The sequence below is a fragment of the Gluconobacter sp. P5H9_a genome, assembly GCF_018812085.1.
Lineage (GTDB): Bacteria > Pseudomonadota > Alphaproteobacteria > Acetobacterales > Acetobacteraceae > Gluconobacter.
In genome coordinates this window covers 1-19510 of sequence record NZ_JACRVW010000012.1, presented here as the reverse complement: position 1 = coordinate 19510, position 19510 = coordinate 1, and the positions used below count along the sequence as shown (strand labels likewise).

Below are 19510 nucleotides of genomic sequence, written 5' to 3'. Positions count from 1 at the left end.
AACGATATATTGACGAAAAACACAAACTCCGCGTACGACACTGTCAGATCTTCTTCGAGACACAGGAGATGCTGATATGTGCAGCATAACGTTAAACGACTTCCTGAGTGTCACGAGATGGACACCCGCGGATCTGGCAACCCAGATTGATCGCCCGCAGAGTGATGTGGAATGGTGGCTCGATCATCATGAGCACATCCCTGAGCGACTAAAGCTCTGGATGCACCAGATTGTGGAAACCTTTCAGAAGAACCCTCCCCCAAAGGGTTACGCAATGGAGCGGTCCGAGGACTGCCTGTTCAATGAGGATCCGTCCATCACCGTTGTCTGCTCCGTCTGCCGCTTCGCATCGACCTGTCATTTCGCACGACGCCAGCGCAACTGAGTACTCAGTTGCGCCGCCGGTCCTGAGACACCTTTGCAGTGAACTGTGCCAGCCCGCCTTTGAGAGCAACCTCAAAAGCTGACAGGGTCTCCGGCCCAACATAATGCTCAATACCTTCAGCATCGATCCGGGCGTTTTCCTCACTAACCCCTAAAGCCAATAAAAACGCTTCCACAATTCCGTGCCGGTGACGCGCCTTGTGGGCCATCTGCTCCCCTGTGTCCGTCAGAAAAACCCCACGGTAAGGCTTTTGCGTAACCAGCCCCTCCGCTGACAGACGCGCTAGCATTTTAGCCACCGTAGGCTGAGAAACGCCCAGACGCCCGGCGATATCCACCTGCCGCGCCTCCTGCCCCTCAGCCAGAAGATCAGAAATCAGTTCGACATAATCTTCCACCAGAACCTTTTGCCTGGCAGCCCGGTTCGCCCTGAACCCTTCTGAGTGGAGCTGCATATCCACCAGAGATTTTTGTCGTTTTTTCTTCTGTTCCATTCTCAAGATAACCACTCAGTCAATTATTCCCGTCGGAATAAAACATTCCTCCCATTAATTCCATAGGCCACCGACCTAAGCCTTCTCGCAAAAAAATAAAGACAACGTTCATGAATATAGCATGTTGCATATTTTTCCGTTCCACGATTGAATAGCATTCTCATGTACAGCCAGCACTCCAACGCCCCCACTCAGAAGCCTCAGACCAAATCTGCTTGGCGTTTTTCGCGCCATGACGATGCGGAACGACCAAGCCTGCCTGAGGTTTTTTCGAGCGTTCGGGTGCCTGACGGAAGCACAACGTGGCTAAAGCGTTTTCTTGCTTTTGTAGGCCCTGGCTACATGGTTTCGGTTGGATATATGGACCCGGGGAACTGGGCGACCGATCTGCAAGGTGGCGCGCAATACGGATATACGCTGCTATGCGTCATCATGCTGTCCAACCTGATGGCTATCCTTCTACAAGCTCTGGCCGCGCGGCTGGGCATCGCTACAGGACGGGATCTGGCGCAGGCATGCCGCGATCATTTCAACCCTGCATTAAACATCGTCCTTTGGCTGGCCTGCGAACTGGCAATTATCGCATGCGATCTGGCTGAAGTGATCGGAACGGCAGTTGCGCTGCAACTGCTCTTCGGCCTGCCGCTTCTGGGCGGAGCACTCCTTTCCATTCTGGATGCCTTTGTGGTTCTGCTTCTAATGGGGCGCGGCTTCCGTTATCTGGAAGCATTCGTCATCGGCCTGCTGTCGATCATTGCCGTGTGTTTTGGGGTGCAGTTAGTTGCGGCAGCCCCTCCTGTTGCGGCAATTCTCAAAGGTCTTATTCCAGCGCCGGAAATCGTAACAACGCCGGGAATGCTTTACATCGCCATTGGCATCATTGGCGCTACGGTTATGCCGCATAACCTTTATCTGCATTCCTCAATCGTTCAGACACGCGCCTATGACCGGACGCCCGTGGGGCGTCGGGATGCCATTCGCTGGGCAACCTGGGACAGCACAATTGCCTTGATGCTCGCACTGTTCATCAATGCAGCCATTCTTATTGTAGCCGCGGCTGCCTTCCACGAAACAGGCCATCAGAACGTTGCCGAGATCGAAGACGCCTATCATCTTCTCTCCCCTATTCTTGGCCTTGGCATAGCTTCCACGCTTTTCGCACTGGCCCTGCTGGCAGCCGGAACAAACTCCACCGTTACCGGAACGCTGGCAGGCCAGATTATTATGGAAGGCTTCCTGCGCCTTCATATCCCACACTGGGCAAGACGACTGTTGACCCGCGGTTTGGCGATCATTCCCGTGGCCGTGGTGACTGTCCTCTATGGAAGCCATGGTGTGGGAGCCTTGTTGATGGCCAGTCAGATCATCCTGTCCCTTCAGCTTCCTTTCGCAGTTATTCCCTTGGTGATGTTCGTTTCTGATCGTCGCAAAATGGGTGAATTCACCATCAGCCGCTTCATGACTACCCTCTCATGGATCGTCGCAGGTCTTATCCTCATCCTGAACTTCAAACTTCTGTACGACACTCTGGTGGGCTGAACGCCACCTCCTGACAAGATTGAAAACCAGCCATGGCAACAGCATTTTTGCGTTCTAAAATCGCTCCACGACATAGCAAATGCTATATTAAAGAGCATATCGCAAAATCCAGAATTTCAGTTGCGCCTTTTCGGGTTGCAATCGCAGGAACAACACTCCTCACCGGCCTCCTGGGTGCGGATGTCTTTGCTGCTGATACATCACCATCGACCGCACATCAGAAAAAAGCCGCAAAAAAAACCGAGGAGCAACGCGCTCAGACTGAAGGAAAGTCAGCTGAGCACGTCACGGTCATGGGACATCTGGACCAGGCACGTGGACGCATTTTCCCCAGTCTTGGCGCAGTCTCTTACGGCATTGACCAGCGACAGATTCAGGCAACCCCTCAAGGGCAGAATGCTTCGTTCAGCCAGATCATGCTCAGAATGCCCGGCGTCGTGCAGGACAGCTACGGAGAAGTTCATGTCCGAGGCGAACATGGCGGCCTGACGTACCGGGTGAATGGCGTCCTGCTTCCGGAAGGTCTGAATGGTTTCGGACAGGAACTGGATACACGCATTATCCAGTCTGTTGACCTTCTGACCGGAACACTTCCCGCCCAGTTTGGCTTCCGGACGGCAGGGATCGTAGACGTTCACACAAAGAGCGGGTCCACCCTGAAAAACAACCAGCTTTCACTCTATGGCGGCAGCTACAATACTTTTGCACCGTCCTTACAATTGGGCGGTTCAAAGGGACGCTTCGAGTATTTTACAACGCTTTCGATGAACAGAAATAATATCGGCATCGAGAACCCAACAGCGTCCTTCCGGGCTACGCATGATACGACACAGCAGGAAAAAGCATTTGGCTATTTTTCGTGGAAGCTGAATGACAACGACCGTATCTCGCTCCTGACAAGCGCATCTTACGCCGACTTTGAACTCCCTAATACGACGGGCCTGCAACCAATCTACCAGCTTGAAGGCACTGACTGGTCACACCCTTCCGTTCAATCGCGCTTTCTGGATGACAGCCAGACAGAGCAGAATTATTACGCCGTCGTGTCATACCAACACAGCGCGGACAAACTGAACCTTCAGCTTTCACCGTATTTCCGTTACGGCCGCATCGATTATACGCCAGATCCAGCGCGGGACCTTATTTTTCAAGGGGTGGCCGAACATGAAGTGAACGACTTCACCACCGGAGGCGCGCAGTTTGATTTGTCGTACGACATCGCTCCGCACCATACTCTTCGAGCCGGTCTTCTGGGCCAATACACATCCGAGCGCCTCGATACCAACTCCCTTGCCTTCCCAGTGGGCGAAGACGGCCAACAGACATCGTCCACCCCCCTCCGCCTGATTGACAATACAGGCAACTGGTCCGTCGAGGCAGGCGCTTACGTACAGGATGAGTACCGCATTACACGGAAGCTCACCTTCAACTATGGCATCCGCTATGATCGGTTTGCCTCGTCTTTCGGAAATGAAGGGCAGCTCAGTCCTCGCGCTAATCTGGTGTGGAAGCCATTCCGAAGCACTACCTTACATATCGGCTATTCGCGGTTCTTCGCGCCGCCTTCTCCGCAATATGTCTATCCGTCCACCCTGGCGCGCTTTGCTGGCACCACCAATGCAGCAGCCAACCTGACAGATACGCCAACAAAGGTTGAAACATCCAACTACGTGGATGCTGGTATCCTGCAACACATTACGCCCGAGTTGCAGATTACAGTCGATGCCTACAGCAAGTGGGCACATAACCTCACGGATCTTGGGCAGTTCGGTCGCGCGGTTATTCTCGCTCCCTTCAGCTATCGCCGTGGCCACGTCTATGGCGCGGAGTTTGGCAGCTCCTGGAGACGAGGCCCCTGGTCGCTGTTCGGCAATTTCTCTTTCGTGAAAACGGCAGCACGCGAGATTAATTCAGCGGAATACCAGTTCGATCCGGAAGAACTGAGCTACATCCGCGCACATGCCATCCAACTTGACCATCAAGGACAATATACAGCCAGCGCAGGCGCGTCCTATTCCACCAAGCATCATCTGGCTTATGTAGATTTCCTGTATGGCTATGGACTGCGAAGTGGCTTTGCCAATCTGGAAAAACAGCCCCAGTACGACATTTTCAATATCGGGTATCAATATACGTTCACCCGCGTCCCACTGGGTCATGACCTCAAGGTCCGTGCCGATGTGGTTAACCTGTTCGACAAGCGCTACCAGCTTCGAGACGGTAGCGGCGTTGGCATTTATCAGGCTCAGTACGGACAACGACGGGGCACATATTTCTCTATTGTGTCCGACTTCTGAAAACGTTCTTTCTCAGGCCCGCTCTGGGCCTGAGGAGAAAGACTTGCGACGCAGAACAGGTTGACCGGCTTCCGGGCGCACAGCCCAGAGCATCAGGAATGCGCCATAAAGAATGGCGAACCCATCTACAGCCAATGCCGAAGCCTGCATGGAGAAGAATGGTGTCACCACAAATGCAGAAAGCGGCATCATCCATGTCAGAATTGCGGAAAATGCCAGAAGCACGCGAATAGCTTCTCGTTCCTTGAGCCAGAACGCTATCCCAATACACAGCAGAAAAATCGCAAAATAGAGAGCCTGCACGATCGTCATCTGGCCGCTCGCCGGAAGCAAAGGCGCAACACACAACACAGCCGATACACCTGCTACGCATCCGAGCGAACACCCGATCGTCAGCGCGCACAGAATCCGTGTTGATCTCGTATCGTCCAGACGTCCGGTTCCACGCTCACGACGTCTGCGGGACACTACCCAGAGCTGGTTTCCGGCATAGAACATAAACGCGCCTCCAAGTCCGAGGAGAACGTACCCCCAGCGAACACCCTGTCCGCCAAAACTTCCAAAATGCAGAACGAAGAATGACGTCAGAACCGACTGGGCCCAACTCTGATGGCCGGGCATATATTCTGTTGATACAAGCTTGCCGCTATAGGGATCTACGCCAGCAAATCCGCCACCGGCCCCACGTGCACCATATCGCGGATCACGGCCCGTTATTCTCAGAGCGAGGCGGCTACCATGACTGTTACTATAAGCCAGCGTTTCAGGAATAAATCCCGGCGCCTGCAAGGCAACAGTTCTGACAATCTGAGCCGGATCGAGAGGTATCCGAAAATCTTCTGACCCATTATGAGAATGCTGCCCGCGCCCGGAACCTAACGCAACATGCTGCGCCTGAGGTTGTATCAAGAGCGCCTGTTCAGCCATGTAAATCTCGTCATGAAATGCGAAGACTACAGAAGTCAGCGCCATGATGATATGAAACGGCAGGGAAAACAGGCCCAGCATACTGTGCATATCCAACCACATTCTCTTGACGTTCTGACCGAGGCGAATTGCAAACAGGTTTTTGATAAGCCCAGGAATAACAACGAGTGTTCCTGAAATCAGAGCAACAGCATACAGCAGCGCGATAACCCCCATGAAAAGCCGCCCGGCTTTATGAGGCATCGAAAGCCCAACCTGCTGATGCAGAACATTGATGAAATATGCAGCCTGAGATGGCTCTTTACGCACCGTTACCAGAGAGCCGTCTGCTGCAAGTGCTGAAAAATTAGCAAAAGATGGGCCGTGCATTCTTTCTGGCATTCCCCAGACCAGTGACGCAGGCTGAGACGCGGTCGGGTGCAGAACAATCGTGTAATTGCGTCGCGCCTCCGGATGCGCAGAAAACGTCTTCTCCAGAAGTGCAGGCATTTTTTCCAGTGCAACGGGCGGCGGCAAGGCAACTGGTGCAGAGGCCCAATCCTGTAAGGGCCGCTCAAACATTGTTACTGATCCAGCATAAAATGCGACAAACAGAAAAAGCCCGCAGACAATTCCGACCCAACTATGGATCTCGCGATACATCCGGACGATATCAGAGCGGATTTTCACGATACCATACTCCGCACACCCATATAAATGGCCCAGAGCACCGCATTTGCCAGACCGAGCATACCCCAGGCACGCCAACCTGACTGAAATAGAAAACAGGTCCCAAGAATTCCTGTCCAGACTGGCACTATGAGCCACATCAGGAACTGCGAACCAACTGCACGAGGCTGCCCATCAACATGTGATATCAGCCCGAGAATACCCATCAGAGCACAAGAAAGCGTCAGCCCGAGAACAAGGCCTGCGCTCGCTTTTGGAAACCAGTTTCGGCTTGTCAGCCTTCCAGGAGCTGTTGTCATGACACTTTCTTTCGCCACACAGCAGCGGCCAGAGGCACTAAGGACCAGACAGTCATAAGAAGTGTCAGAAACTCACAAATTGCCATTCCGCTTCCCTGGGTAGCCAGAAGAACAAGCAACGATATGCTGAGCATGACACATCCTGAAACCACACATCCCCGAAATGCCGGGCGTCGCGTGCACAGTTGCTGAGCAGGGGAGGCCATATAAAGCAGGACAGCACCCCCCGCCCCCAAAACCATTGCAATCCCTGTCGTCATCATAACGTTCCCATCAGATTACCAACGGTATTCAAGACGGGCTGTCAGGTTACGGCCCTGTCCGTAATAGCAGGCCGAAACGGCGGTGCAGGTTGCGACAAAGCGCTTGTTGGCAATGTTCCGGGCATTAAACGAAAAGGACAGACCTTTGTAACGCGGATGAGCCGTTGCGAAATCATATCGAAGGAACAGATCGAACAGCGTGTAATCTGGAATATGCAGTGTATTTGCAGTATCCCCGAAACTCGTGCCCGTATAACGGACCCCACCACCAAGGCCGACGCCAGCGAATGTGCCATGCTGGATGCGCTGATCCACAAAGAGCGATGCCATCCACTTGGGAGCCTGTCCAAGATAATTACCGACCTGTGATGCCGTGTTGGAGCGAGTGATCTTTGCTTCACTGCGGGTGCCGGTAAAGATTACGGACATATCCCATGGCAGGTTTGCCTTGCCTTCAAGTTCCAGCCCACGAACCCGGCCCTGCCCCGTCTGAACCAGGCACGTTGATGTGCCACAGAGCGTGCCATTCGGATCATAAGTTGTCATATTGTTCTGGGTGATCTGGTAGCCACCAAAAGTGACGTAGATACTCTTCCCATACTGGTACCGAATGCCACCTTCATACTGATCGCCTGTCGTCGGCTTGAAAGCTTTCCCTCCTAGCGACGTCGACGGGTCAGAAACTTGTGGCTGAAACGACTGAGCGTAGCTGAAATAAGGCACCAGACCGTTATCAAACATATAAACGGCACCTGCTCGCCAGGTAAACGCATTGGAATTCGTGATGTAACGAGATTTCGTGAGAACGTTCAGCGTGTCATCATGCGCCCAGTCCTGGCGCCCACCAATCGTGACCCGAAAACGATCAAACTTGATCTGATCTTGGAAATAAATCCCGTTCTGACGACTTATCGTCGCCGTATAGATCTGTGGATTGAGATTATCTGAATAGCCAGCACTTCCACGTGCTTGTGGATTAAAGATATTCAGAATGGGCAGCACGTAAGATGATGCCACCAGATCACGGCTATGACGCCAGTTCGTATAAAAATAGTCTGTGCCAACCAGGAGTAAATGCCTCACCGGCCCTGTGCGAACATGCCCTTCAAGTTGTGTATCGGTCGTGACACCTTGAGACTGGCCTCTACCTTCCACAGCACGCCGATTAACTGTTTCGCCAGCAATACATCCTGCGACTGTTGCCGCGCATCTTGCTAGCGTATCGCCGGAAAGCACTGTCGCTCTGTAAAGCGTGTTCAGATAAGTATAGCGTGTATTATTTCGGACCGTTAGGAAACGGCTGAATTTATGCTCCAGAAATGAGCCCGCCAGAGCCTGATTGCGATCAAATGTATCCCAGTTCGGCTCACCAATATTCGCGTCATTTGCAATATGGCGGCCTTTGGATGCGTAAAGTGTGCCCGTTGCTGGCAGGAACTGGAACGTAGAGCCACCCTGATCACGCTGATATTGCGCCAGCAAAGTCCAAACCGTTTTGGGCGTGATTTTCCAAGTCAGACTTGGGGAAATGTAATATCGTCCCGTGCGCACCTGATTGACCTGAGTATCACCATAGCGCGCAAGCCCAACAATCCGACCGGTCAATGCGCCATCATGGGTCAGTCGGCCGGAAACATCACCGGAGGCCTGCCCCTGCCAGTTAGACAGGTTCGTAAAGCCGCTGCTCTGTAAAAAGAACTCTCCTTCACTTTTCTCTGTCGGGCGCTTGGTGACAAGATTCACCACCCCTCCTGGTGCCGTCTGACCATACAAAGCGCCGGAAGGCCCTTTCAGAACTTCAATCTGCTGAAGTGCGAACGGATCAAAGGACGTTCGGGTCCACTGCCCGCCTGAAGGCAAACGCAACCCATCCACAAAGTTATTGTTGGATGAAAACCCGCCTGCCCCAAACCCGCGCACGGACACTTCGTCCACTCGACTGTCGATACCGGATGGCTCAGCCTGCACACCTGCCGTGTAAGCAAGAGCATCGGCGATGGTCGGAGACGCACGCAGTTCAATTTCTTCGCGACTGACGATGGAAATTGACTGAGGCGATTCAATAATGGGCGTGCGGGTCTTTGTTGCGGAAGGCGCATGAGACATGCCCGTCGCCGTCACAACAATGACTTCTGCCTTGGACTTTGATGGCTGCGACTGCCCGGTTTTCTGAAGTTGTTTCTGGCCCTTAAACGAAGCTTCATCCGTGACCACGGACGCATCTGCTCCTGCGGCAGCGGATGTCAGCCCCGCCAGCACAAGTGCAGGAAAAACGGTATATTTGACGACAGAAGAGGACATGCAGGCTCACCGAGAGAGGATCGGAACTGGAGCCCTCATATTTGCAATTGATAATTATTGTCAATTAGGAGTCATCAAGGGAATTGCATCAAAGAATGCCTACCCCGCAGGCAGGCAAACACACCTCCATAAATATCGATATTTTTCAGTGATATATAAAAAAATAAGCCGCCTAAGATCAGTGACTGGCGCGGAAAACATTCCATCCCGTATGCTGAACAAGGCGCTCCAGAGCACGTGTTCCCAACAGTGAATTGCCCTGCGCATTCAAACCGGGTGACCATACCGCAACAGATGCCACGCCTGGAACAACAGCCAGAATACCGCCTCCAACACCTGACTTTCCTGGCAGACCAACCCTGATCGCAAAAGATCCGGACCCGTCATAATGTCCGCACATCATCATCAGAGCGAGCACGGTCTGGGCATTTCGCGTGGAAATGACGCGCTCGCCCGTTCGGGGATTAATTCCGCCCGTCATCAGATAGGTGCCCATTTCCGCAAGCTGCCAGCAACTCATGGTCAGCGCACACTGGTGGAAGTACAGGTCCAGCGTTTCATCAATGGGGTTATGAATATTCCCGAACGTCCGCATATAATTGGCCAGAGCCTTGTTGCGAAATCCGGTTTCTTCTTCCTGCCGCGCAACATCCCGGTCAATCAGGATCGTATCCGGATCTGAGCTCATGGGTTTCAGGAAGCCCAGAAGCTCATTCTGCGCACCATCCAGACCATACTGGGACGTCAGAATATCCGATACGACAATCGCCCCCGCATTGATGAACGGATTTCTCGGAATTCCGTTTTCACTTTCAAGCTGGATGATTGAATTGAACGCACTGCCTGACGGCTCCTGCCGCACGCGGCTCCAGAGCCCGGCGTCCACAGCATTAAGCGCCAACGTCAGGCCAAAAACCTTTGAGACGCTCTGAATGGAAAAGGCTTCTTCAGCGTCTCCAACAATGTGACTGCCGCCTTCTGCATCGATAATGGCCATTCCAAAACGGCCAAGATCGACGTTTGCCAAAGGCGGAATATAGTTTGCCACCTGCCCCCGGTCTGTCTCGGCACGCATTTCCTCTGCGATTTCCGTGATAATGGCGGTGAGTGAGGGCATAAGGGGTCATCTCCAGTTCAGGCGCTTGTAAGACCTTTCACAGAGTAGCCTATTGAAAAAAGGCCTTTTTTAAGAACAGGAGCCATGCAGCTTACGCGCAGCTCTTTGTTCACGGTGAAACAACGCGATGACGAACGACCTCACCCACAATCACAAGCGCAGGCGAAGAGACCTGCGCTTCGGCTGCCTGAGCCGCCATTGTTCCAAGTGTTCCCGTCAACACGCGCTGCCCCGGCTGGGTTCCCCGCTCCACGATAGCCGCAGGCCAATCTGATGGCAGGCCATTTTTTATCAGACCCGCCATCAGTGCAGGTAACGTCGAAATCCCCATATAGATAACGACAGTCTGACGACGGTCAGCCATATCGTCCCAAGGCAGATCGAGCACACCATCTGCCCTTGCATGCCCTGTCACAAACAGACAGGCCTGAGCACAATCCCGGTGAGTCAGTGGAATACCCGCATAGGACGCACATCCGCTCGCTGCGGTAATGCCCGGCACAACGCGAAAAGACACACCTGCGTCGACCAGAGATTCAATTTCCTCGCCACCACGCCCAAAAATAAACGGATCGCCACCCTTCAGCCGCAGAACCCGTTGACCGGCTTTCGCATGACGGACCATCTCATTGTTGATTTCAGACTGAGGCATCGCATGGCGATTACGCTGCTTACCCACAAAAATCAGTTCGGCGTCACGTCGAACACGTTCGAGCAACACTTTAGGTAACAGATTATCGTAAAGCACCACGTCAGCATTCTGCATGAAATGCAGTGCCTTCAATGTGAGAAGATCCGGGTCTCCCGGCCCCGCCCCCACAAGCCAGACTTCCCCGGCTGCCCGCTGTGCTGACAAGAGCACATCAAGCACAGCATCCGCACGCACTTCATCGCCTGCCAATGCAGCTTCTGCGCCCGCTCCATCCAGAAAATCTTCCCAGATCCGTTTCCGATCCTGAACTTCCGGATATTGGGCAGACACGCGCGCCCGGCGGGATTGCATGTAAGCTGCAAGTTGCCCGGTTCCGTGAGGCATCCAGCTTTCAATCTGTTCGCGCAGTCGGCGTGCCAAGACCGGTGCTCCGCCGGCTGTTGAAATTGCAACCCGCACCGCCCCACGCCGAACCTGCGCAGGCGTGATGAACGTGGAGGGTTCCGGATCATCAACAGCACAGACTGGAATGTTCAATGTATCAGCGAGAGCAGCGACCGTGCGATTGACGCTCCGATCGTCTGTCGCCGCATAAACCAGACGACATCCTGGCATGACAGTTTGTAAAATAGTGGAATCAACACGGCCACCTACATGCCGTACCAATCCCGCATCCACCCACTCCTGAACAACAGTATTCAGGGTTTCCGCAACAATCTCGATATGCGCGCCGTGATCAAGCAAAAGCCTGCCCTTGTTGACGGCAACTTCACCGCCACCAACCAGCAATACGCGTGCACCTTCCAGACGAAGGGAAATGGGAAACCAGCCTGTCTCAACCCCGGATGCGGGCATCTCTATATCCATGTGCGTTCAGAATAACAGTTCCAGAACGGAACGCTGCTCCTCTTCCCTACACGGCCACCCTGAACAGGCAAAGACAGGATAACCTCAGAAGAACGACAAACCGCTTTGGAGCCGCCCTCCTGTAAAGGGAACGGTCAGCGACGACCGTATCCACCCCCGCCGCCTACATAGGGTCCGCCTCGGCCCCCATGATGATGATGATGTCCCCGCCCGTGATCATACGGCCCGTAACACGCCATTAACGGTGCCGTCAGACCGAAAGCGAGCAGTAACATTGCAAAACGCTTCATGGATCAAACCTTTTCGAAAGACTGAACTGGCAAAGATTATACCCAAGCAATATGGCTGCTTTCCGGCGCAATGTCGGAACAAAATGCAACTCATCTTTTAAATGCCCGGTTACATTTCTGGCCCTCCCTGACAGGGAGTTACCATTTTAACCGTTTTCGCATATAATTTCCCATGAGTGCAGGACAACCGTTCCTCTGCGCTCGTGCCAGGAGTACGACATGATGGCTGAATTTATCGTTAAGGCGATCAAATCGATCCAGAACGGCATGGGCTTTCCAGTCCTTCTTGGAATTCTGGTCTTACTCGTGATTGCCGGATATCTGGTGCTTTACGCGCTGGTGATGTGACAGGACGCCATCTCTCAAAATCAGGCCTGACTTTGGCCTCAAATTTCCAATCGTCAGGACCCATTTTAATGACTACACACGAGATCAAGAAGCGTCTCGATTTTCTCCGTGAAGCCTCCAAGCTCAAAGATGTTCTCCGCCGCGCCTTTACTCTGGGTGGCCAGGCTGAAAGCACCGCAGAACACACCTGGGGTTTATGCCTTCTTGTTATGACCTTCGCTGACCAGCTTGAAGGCATCGACCTGCTGCGCCTTCTCAAAATTTGCATTCTCCATGATCTGGGCGAAGCGATCCATGGCGATATTCCCGCCATTTCCATTGACGCTTCAAGCAATAAGTCCCAACAGGAACGCGAAGATCTCCTGACCGTCATGGCCCCTCTTCCAGACCACCTGAAAGAGGAGTTTCTTGAGCTCTGGGATGAGTACGAAAATGCCTCCAGCCCTGAAGCCAGGATGGCCAAGGCTTTCGACAAACTCGAAACAATTTCTCAGCATAATACCGGCATCAATCCGCCGGACTTCGACCATGAGTTCAATCTGACTTATGGACGCCGCTATACCGATCACTCGGCATTAACTCGCGCGATCCGGGATGTCATTGACAGTGAGACCATGCGGAACGCCGAGAAAGTCTGAACACACGCTGATTGTTTCGGAGAATTTTGTTTCTCGACAAAAAGAAACAGTTTCCCCCAAAATACCCCACCATGGTTCTGCGTCAGGTAGTCCCAGACGCTCCTTCCAGCTCCAAAGACAAACGGAGCCCACAAACTCGCATTACAGGAGATCGGCAGGCCACTGCATGACCAGCCACCATTCTGGCATTCCTGCCGCTACACGCCGCCGATTAACCCTCCAAAAGCTGACGTGCTGCGGCTTCAGCGCCGCTCTTTCCTGTAGCTCGGCTCTAGCGCAAGGCGCCAATACGACGGGCGCAGTGTCCTCCAACGCATCCGGCAGCACGACATCCACAACGGAGCATATCGTCGTCACCGGCCACAAGCCGGAAGGAGCCGTTATTGGTGCGCCAAAGCCACTCATGCAGATCAGCGCAGATGAGATTAAATCCTATGGCGTCGATACCGTAACGGATCTGTTGAGCACAATTTCCCCCGAAACACGCTCTGGTCGCGGTGCAACGGGAAATGCCCCCGTTATTCTCCTAAACGGCAAAAGAATTTCCGGCCTTCAGGAGGTTAATGACCTTCCCTTTGAAGCAATTGCACGTGTGGAAATTTTTACGGAAGAAGAAGCCCTCCGTTATGGCTACGCCGCAGACCAGCGCGTCGTCAACATCATCACCGTCAAACACTTCCGGTCCGTTCGTGCGCGCGCATATGGCGAAACATCCACGGATGGGGGAGGAGAAAATGGCGCTCTTTCCCTCAGCTTCACGCGCCTGCAAGACAAGCGTCGCATCAACCTCAGCGCTCGTTACACGGCCAGTTCATGGCTGAGAGACAGCCAACGCAGCGTGGCTCCCCCGGCGGCAAACTCACTCTATGCCACACAGGGCAATCTCAGTACGTCCGATGGCACCAGCCTGGATCCAGCCCTTGACGCACTCTCCGGACAGACCGTCACAACCGCAGGGAGCCCATCCTTGCCTTTCGGGCAGGCCGCAACACTGGACGATATTCTTCCCTACGCGAACAATCCGAATACCAGCACGAATGCCTCAGCCTATACGCTTCAGCCACGCAAACACGAATTGAACCTGAACGGGGTTTACGCTGATCGTATCACTGAAAATATCAGCTCGTCTCTCAATGTGAGCTTTGATCATCAGGATCAAATCAGTCTGCAGGGTCTACCCCATGGCGTACTCACGCTGCCCAGCGGAAGTTTCTATTCACCATTTACCCAGTCTGTTCAGCTCTTCCGCAGCTTTGGAAACATCGCCCCCCTTCAGCAAACGGCACATACCGAAACAGGACACGCCGGCCTTAATTTCAATGGGAACCTCGGTGACTGGAAGTGGAATGCCAAGGGCAGCTACGACTACACCCAAACAGTCACGAACAGCCAGACTGGGCTTTCGCTCACAACGGCCCAAGCAGCCCTGAATTCCAACGACCTTTCTTTCGACCCATGGACAACAGTTTCCCCAGCCTGGTTAGGCACGCGCCTCATCAATCACGGCCGCACCACAAGCCATCAGGGGCAGATCAGCGGGCTGCTTTCCGGTCCGGTTTTTACGCTTCCTGCTGGAGATGCCTCCACCAGCATTGCCGCCACGGGAACACTCAGCCAGCAAAACGCTGTATCCACCGTCAATAATGTGACATCTCGCGCGGCCATCAGCCGAGATATTGGTACAATTCGGATCAACGGCGACCTCCCAATCGCAAGCCGAAAGAACCACTTCCTGTCTTTTCTTGAAAAGCTGGATGCCAATGTAAACGGTGCAGTCAGCCAGGTGTCTCACTTCGGGACATTGGGAACCGTCGGTGGGGGCATCACATGGGCGCCTCTCACATGGATCCAGCTGCCGCTCTCCATCACTGAACAGACAGAAGCACCCGCAGCAGCCTCCCTTGTGGCGCCCACAATCGAAACTCCGAACGTCACAACATATGACTATGTGCGTGGAGAGTCCGTTCAGGTCACGACTGTATCTGGAGGCAACCGGAACCTACGGTCAGCCGATCGACATGAAATCAGTCTTGGTGCCATCCTGTCACCTCCGTTTCTGGACGGATCACGGCTGCACATCAATTACGTGCACGACAACACACACAATCCGGTCCTGTCTTTACCGACTGCCACCGCAGCCATTCAGGATGCTTTCCCGGATAACTACCAACGAGATGCTGACGGCGTTCTGGAACGTGTGGATTTAAGGCCAGTCAACGCAGACTATGAGAAGCGGACAGAATGGAACACCACCTTCTCGCTTTCACGTCCCTTCGGAAATGAGCCTGATAAGGCGCATCATAAAGGACGGCCAGGCAATACCACGCAGGGTCGGTATTACGTTGTCCTGACCCAGGTCTGGCGGTTGAACGATACCGTACGATTACGATCCGGCCTCCCCGCTATAGACCTCCTAAACGGCGGAACGATAGGTGGCCTTGGCGGCAAACCCCGTCATGAAGTGGAACTTCAGGCAGGGGCTTATCGAAACGGTATTGGCATCAGGCTGGACGGTAAGTGGCAATCAGGCACATCAACTCTGGGCAGCACGTCCGCAGGCAGCCTGTATTTCAGTAGCCTCGCAACCCTGGATTTTTCGGTTTTCGTCACTTTGGGAGACGTCCCCCGCTGGAAACACAGCGACTGGGCTCAGAATTTTAGAATCATGCTGTCGCTGGATAATGTCTCGAACAACCGCATTCACGTTCATAACGGAACCGGCGCCACCCCAGCCGGCTACCAACCTGCTTTCATGGACCCCATGGGTCGGACTATCGGGCTGTCTCTTCGCAAATCGCTCTGAGATTGCTCATCACGCCTTTTTGGCAGGACGGCGCTCAAGGGGCCGAGCAGCCGTTGCCTTAGGCACAAACACGAAATGTGACCTCGCCTGTAATCGCTTGAGACACTTACAATTCTGCGCGTTTTTCGCCCGTTGCTCTCATTCCAAACCGCTTGCTGAGCACCCACCTGTAAAGGCGAATGCAACGTTTGGTCATAAAATGTGAGTTTAGATTTTCGCTTGAGACCCTATGTGTGAAGCGAATTTGTGACAACGATTTGACAGCCATGAAAGTTCCCTGCGCCTGATGCCGGCCGAAGAACCGCCTTTACAACTCCCGAAAGTGGCTGGTGTCCGACGCGTCATGAGCAATGTCGGCGTGCTGCTTGGAGGGCGTGTCATAAATGCCCCTCTGAGTCTCCTCCATATCTGGATGGCAACACATCTTCTCGGAAGTTACGGGTTTGGTCTTATCGCCATGATGTACGCTTTCGCGCGTACAATGGGTGATATGGTAGATTTCCAGTCCTGGCAGACTGTTCTGAAATACGGCCTCCGCCCCCTTACAGACGGAAACCGGACAGGATTTCAGCGCATCATCGCGTTCAGTTTTCTTCTGGACGGCCTTGGAGGCCTGCTCGGATTTATCGGTGGCCTTCTCATCAGCATTTTTGCGATGAAAATGCTTGGCTGGCCGCCTGAAATTCACCAGACGGGAATAATATTCTGCCTTTCGATTTTGTTCATGGCGTCCGCCACGCCCACAGGGCTTCTGCGCATCTTCAACCGATATGATCTGATTTCCATTCAGGGTGTCGTGGCCACCCTGGTTCGTGTCGTGGGTACTTTCTTCCTCGCCATAAAAGGGGCGTCAGTACCCGCACTGGCAGTCGTCTGGATGTTTGCTGAATTTGCAGCCTGGGCGACGCTCGGATTTATGGCTGTTCGAGAACTGCTCCGCCGAGATCTGACGCGTGGCCTTACAAAAGAACTATGGAATTTAATCCCTGACCTGCTGAATGGGCATTTCTTCCGAACCCATTTGGGCATCCGGCGCTTTGCGCTGTCCACGAATATCAACTCTGCCCTCGCCCTGACCTTCGGGCACATAGGGACACTTGTAGTAGGAGCCTTCGTCGGCCCGGCAGGCGCCGGATACTACCGGGTCGCCAGCCAGATTGCCGCAGGTATCGCCAAACCGGCCGCGCTGATTCAAACGACCGTCTATCCGGAAATGGCGCGCCTCTGGCGCGATCGAGCAACGACAAAACTTTATCGCCTGACCATTCAGGTCGCTCTTGCAGCAGGCGGAATCGGTACAACCCTGCTTGCCCTGACCCTTCTGGCGGGCCGCCCCCTTCTGCAGTTCTATATCGGTCCGACAGGCGCAACACAGACAATGCCGGTCACACTCTGGCTCCTCGCGGCCGAAGTTGTTGCTGTCTGGGGCCTGCCGCTTGAGCCGCTCCTGTTCACGACAAACCGTTCAGGCGCTGCGACGTCGGCCCGCTTTCTGGACTTCCTGCTGTTTTTTCCGGGGCTTGTGCTCGTTGTCCGCAGATATGGTCTGGACGGCGTAGGACCCATCACACTGTGCGGCGTCATGCTCCTGATCGGTCTTCAGCTTTTTCTGGTTCTTCGCACGCCTCCTCTGCGAACGGTTCCCCAGTCATGAAAGTCGTTTTTCCCCTGATTGCCCAAAGGCACCAGACCCTACATGCCCTACCAATCGCGCTGGAAATGTCGGCGCGATACCCAGAAGTCGCTGTTCATATTGCCTGCCTGACCGCAAGTCATCTCGAGCTCGCACGGTCCCTGGCTACGCTTTATCCGGAGTCACGCGTTCAGTTTGACCTGCTTCCGATTTCAGATGCACTTCGGCATCGGATTGAAGCGCAGGGGCTACGAGTCCTTGACCGCCTCATGGGGCTGTTTTTCTCCCGGAAGTATTTCAAGGGCTTCGATGCCATCATCGTTCCCGAAGCGACCTCTCTTCAGCTTCGACACATGGGGGTTCGCGCGCCCCGCATGATCTGGACGGGTCATGGCGCCGGCGATCGTGCCATCGGCTTTGCCAAGCATCTCAGAAAATTTGATTATCTTCTGGTTCCTGGCCGTAAAGTCGAAGAGCGGATGCTGGAAAAAGGCATCATCCGTCCCGGCTTCTATCACCGGGGTACGTATGCAAAATTTGATCTGGTTCGCCGGATGCATGCACGTCGGCCACCGCTTTTTAATAACGGTCGGCCGACAATCCTGTATAATCCACATTTCGTGCAGCGTTTCTCGTCATGGCGCATGATGGGCAAGAAGCTGCTTGATTTTTTTGCAGCACAGGATCAGTACAACCTGATCTTTGCTCCTCATTTCCGGCTGTTTGACAACCACCGCCCGGAAGGAGAAGCCCTCAGACGAGAATATGCGGGTCTGTCCCATATGCTGATCGACCCAGGGAGCGAACGAAGTATCGACATGACCTATACCATGGGCGCAGATCTCTATCTTGGGGATGTCAGCAGTCAGGTGGCGGAATTCATGATACGACCGCGCCCCTGCCTGTTCCTGAATGCGCATGAAGCCGACTGGCAGGACAATCCGAATTATCAATCGTGGACGCTCGGCCCGGTGACGGATAATATTGCCAATCCTGAACAGGAAATCATGAAGGCGTTTGACACACACTCACGTTTTCTTGAGACCCAGCGCCAATATGTACTAGAGACATTCGAAACTTKGGGCGAACAGCCCACGGCGCCCGCCGCAGCGGACGCCATAGTTAACTTTCTACACAAGGCCGCCTGATGTCCGGCGATCCTAATGGAGCTAGTCTAGGTTTGACCGAGGACACCCAGAACCCAATTCTTCCTTCCGCTCCTACGCCGAGCCGCTCTGGCCTGACCAGACGGTACGGGGACTTCACGAGCTTTGCCGCAGCCCTGGACTATGCAGCCCAAGGCGAAAGTGGATTCAATATCTACTCCGGCCGCGGGCAACTGCTGGAAGCCCTGCCGTACCGAACGCTTCGCGAACAGGCGATCTCCATGGCACAGCGCCTGCTCGGCCTCGGGCTGGCAGCGGGAGACCGGGTGGCTATCGTCGCAGAAAGCGATGGTGATTTTGCCCGCATCTTCTTCGGTTGCCAGTATGCGGGACTTGTTCCTGCTCCGCTGCCGCTTCCTGTCGCTTTTGGTGGACGTGAAGGATATGTTTCCACCCTCCGTGGCATGATCCAGAGCGCAGCAGCACGTGCTGTTGTGGTTCCGGACGTAATCGGAAGCTGGACATCGGAGATCGTTGAGGGTCTGGATCTGGTTTTCGGCGGCTCCCCCGCTGACCTCTACCGTCATGCTGAAGCCAATGTAGAGCTTCCGGAAATCAAATCCGAAAATCTGTCCTATCTCCAGTTTTCGTCTGGCAGCACGCGTTTCCCAATGGGCGTTTCTGTCACTCAGGCTGCTGGAATGGCCAATGCACGCGCGATTGCCCGTGACGGTCTCAAGGTTTATCCCGCAGAAGATCCCCGCGATGATCGCTGCGTGTCCTGGCTGCCACTCTACCATGACATGGGCCTGGTCGGGTTTTTCCTGACCCCCCTGACATGCCAGTTAACGGTTGATCTGCTGCCTGTCTCTTATACACATCT

At 54.0% G+C, this 19510-nt stretch carries 15 protein-coding genes; 9 read left to right on the top strand and 6 right to left on the bottom strand.

The window, feature by feature from the left end; translation table 11 throughout:
* Nucleotides 1-76: 76 nt before the first annotated feature.
* Entirely contained in the window at nt 77-385 is a 309-nt protein-coding gene (locus KP708_RS11405; protein WP_215748753.1) for a hypothetical protein, read from the top strand.
* A gap of 4 nt (nt 386-389) precedes the next feature.
* Here the strand turns inward: KP708_RS11405 and mntR are convergent, their stop codons facing one another.
* Nucleotides 390-878: a manganese-binding transcriptional regulator MntR gene (gene mntR / locus KP708_RS11400; protein WP_202206714.1), complete on the bottom strand. Its 489-nt coding sequence runs from the start codon at nt 876-878 to the stop codon at nt 390-392.
* Nucleotides 879-1040: 162 nt separating this feature from the next.
* Here mntR and KP708_RS11395 point away from each other — a divergent pair, with 162 nt between their 5' ends.
* The gene (locus tag KP708_RS11395; protein WP_215748754.1) at nt 1041-2417 is read left to right on the top strand and encodes an Nramp family divalent metal transporter; all 1377 of its coding nucleotides are present in this window, start codon (nt 1041-1043) and stop codon (nt 2415-2417) included.
* A 32-nt stretch (nt 2418-2449) separates the two neighbouring features.
* Entirely contained in the window at nt 2450-4714 is a 2265-nt protein-coding gene (locus KP708_RS11390; protein WP_202206712.1) for a TonB-dependent receptor, read from the top strand.
* Between the two features lie 12 nt (nt 4715-4726).
* Here the strand turns inward: KP708_RS11390 and KP708_RS11385 are convergent, their stop codons facing one another.
* From KP708_RS11385 to cysG, 5 genes are all read right to left on the bottom strand, one after another.
* The gene (locus tag KP708_RS11385; protein WP_215748755.1) at nt 4727-6310 is read right to left on the bottom strand and encodes a PepSY-associated TM helix domain-containing protein; all 1584 of its coding nucleotides are present in this window, start codon (nt 6308-6310) and stop codon (nt 4727-4729) included.
* Entirely contained in the window at nt 6307-6609 is a 303-nt protein-coding gene (locus KP708_RS11380; RefSeq protein WP_215748756.1) for a hypothetical protein, read from the bottom strand. The genes KP708_RS11385 and KP708_RS11380 overlap by 4 nt, the downstream gene beginning before the upstream one ends.
* Before the next feature lie 278 nt (nt 6610-6887).
* A complete protein-coding gene (locus KP708_RS11375; RefSeq protein WP_215748757.1) occupies nt 6888-9173 on the bottom strand; it encodes a TonB-dependent siderophore receptor in 2286 nt (761 codons plus the stop codon).
* Between the two features lie 178 nt (nt 9174-9351).
* A complete protein-coding gene (locus tag KP708_RS11370; RefSeq protein ID WP_215748758.1) occupies nt 9352-10290 on the bottom strand; it encodes a glutaminase in 939 nt (312 codons plus the stop codon).
* Nucleotides 10291-10399: 109 nt separating this feature from the next.
* Entirely contained in the window at nt 10400-11797 is a 1398-nt protein-coding gene (gene cysG / locus KP708_RS11365) for a siroheme synthase CysG (protein ID WP_237389850.1), read from the bottom strand.
* Between the two features lie 521 nt (nt 11798-12318).
* On the opposite strand from cysG, the gene KP708_RS15945 reads away from it, so the two are divergent.
* From KP708_RS15945 to KP708_RS11340, 6 genes are all read left to right on the top strand, one after another.
* Nucleotides 12319-12447, top strand: a complete 129-nt coding sequence (locus KP708_RS15945) for a hypothetical protein (RefSeq protein WP_255494176.1) — start codon at nt 12319-12321, stop codon at nt 12445-12447.
* A 68-nt stretch (nt 12448-12515) separates the two neighbouring features.
* Nucleotides 12516-13085: an HD family hydrolase gene (locus KP708_RS11360; protein ID WP_202206705.1), complete on the top strand. Its 570-nt coding sequence runs from the start codon at nt 12516-12518 to the stop codon at nt 13083-13085.
* A gap of 166 nt (nt 13086-13251) precedes the next feature.
* Nucleotides 13252-15888, top strand: coding sequence for a TonB-dependent receptor plug domain-containing protein (locus KP708_RS11355; RefSeq protein ID WP_215748759.1), 2637 nt, complete (start codon nt 13252-13254; stop codon nt 15886-15888).
* Between the two features lie 286 nt (nt 15889-16174).
* On the top strand, nt 16175-17542 hold the full coding sequence (locus tag KP708_RS11350) for a lipopolysaccharide biosynthesis protein (protein ID WP_202206703.1): 1368 nt from the start codon (nt 16175-16177) through the stop codon (nt 17540-17542).
* On the top strand, nt 17539-18669 hold the full coding sequence (locus tag KP708_RS11345) for a sensor domain-containing protein (protein ID WP_215757184.1): 1131 nt from the start codon (nt 17539-17541) through the stop codon (nt 18667-18669). Before KP708_RS11350 ends, KP708_RS11345 begins: the two co-directional genes overlap by 4 nt.
* On the top strand, nt 18669-19510 hold an 842-nt coding region (locus KP708_RS11340), incomplete at its 3' end, for an AMP-binding protein (RefSeq protein ID WP_215757183.1). The genes KP708_RS11345 and KP708_RS11340, both read left to right, overlap by 1 nt.

Bases quoted from the DNA above. Each gene is read 5' to 3' on its own strand.
- KP708_RS11360 (WP_202206705.1), top strand. From the start codon at position 12,516: ATGACTACACACGAGATCAAGAAGCGTCTCGATTTTCTCCGTGAAGCC.
- KP708_RS11355 (WP_215748759.1), top strand. From the start codon at position 13,252: ATGACCAGCCACCATTCTGGCATTCCTGCCGCTACACGCCGCCGATTA.
- KP708_RS11370 (WP_215748758.1), bottom strand. From the start codon at position 10,290: ATGCCCTCACTCACCGCCATTATCACGGAAATCGCAGAGGAAATGCGT.
- cysG (WP_237389850.1), bottom strand. From the start codon at position 11,797: ATGCCCGCATCCGGGGTTGAGACAGGCTGGTTTCCCATTTCCCTTCGT.
- KP708_RS11375 (WP_215748757.1), bottom strand. From the start codon at position 9,173: ATGTCCTCTTCTGTCGTCAAATATACCGTTTTTCCTGCACTTGTGCTG.
- KP708_RS15945 (WP_255494176.1), top strand. From the start codon at position 12,319: ATGATGGCTGAATTTATCGTTAAGGCGATCAAATCGATCCAGAACGGC.
- KP708_RS11390 (WP_202206712.1), top strand. From the start codon at position 2,450: ATGGCAACAGCATTTTTGCGTTCTAAAATCGCTCCACGACATAGCAAA.
- KP708_RS11395 (WP_215748754.1), top strand. From the start codon at position 1,041: ATGTACAGCCAGCACTCCAACGCCCCCACTCAGAAGCCTCAGACCAAA.
- KP708_RS11380 (WP_215748756.1), bottom strand. From the start codon at position 6,609: ATGACAACAGCTCCTGGAAGGCTGACAAGCCGAAACTGGTTTCCAAAA.
- mntR (WP_202206714.1), bottom strand. From the start codon at position 878: ATGGAACAGAAGAAAAAACGACAAAAATCTCTGGTGGATATGCAGCTC.
- KP708_RS11405 (WP_215748753.1), top strand. From the start codon at position 77: ATGTGCAGCATAACGTTAAACGACTTCCTGAGTGTCACGAGATGGACA.
- KP708_RS11350 (WP_202206703.1), top strand. From the start codon at position 16,175: ATGCCGGCCGAAGAACCGCCTTTACAACTCCCGAAAGTGGCTGGTGTC.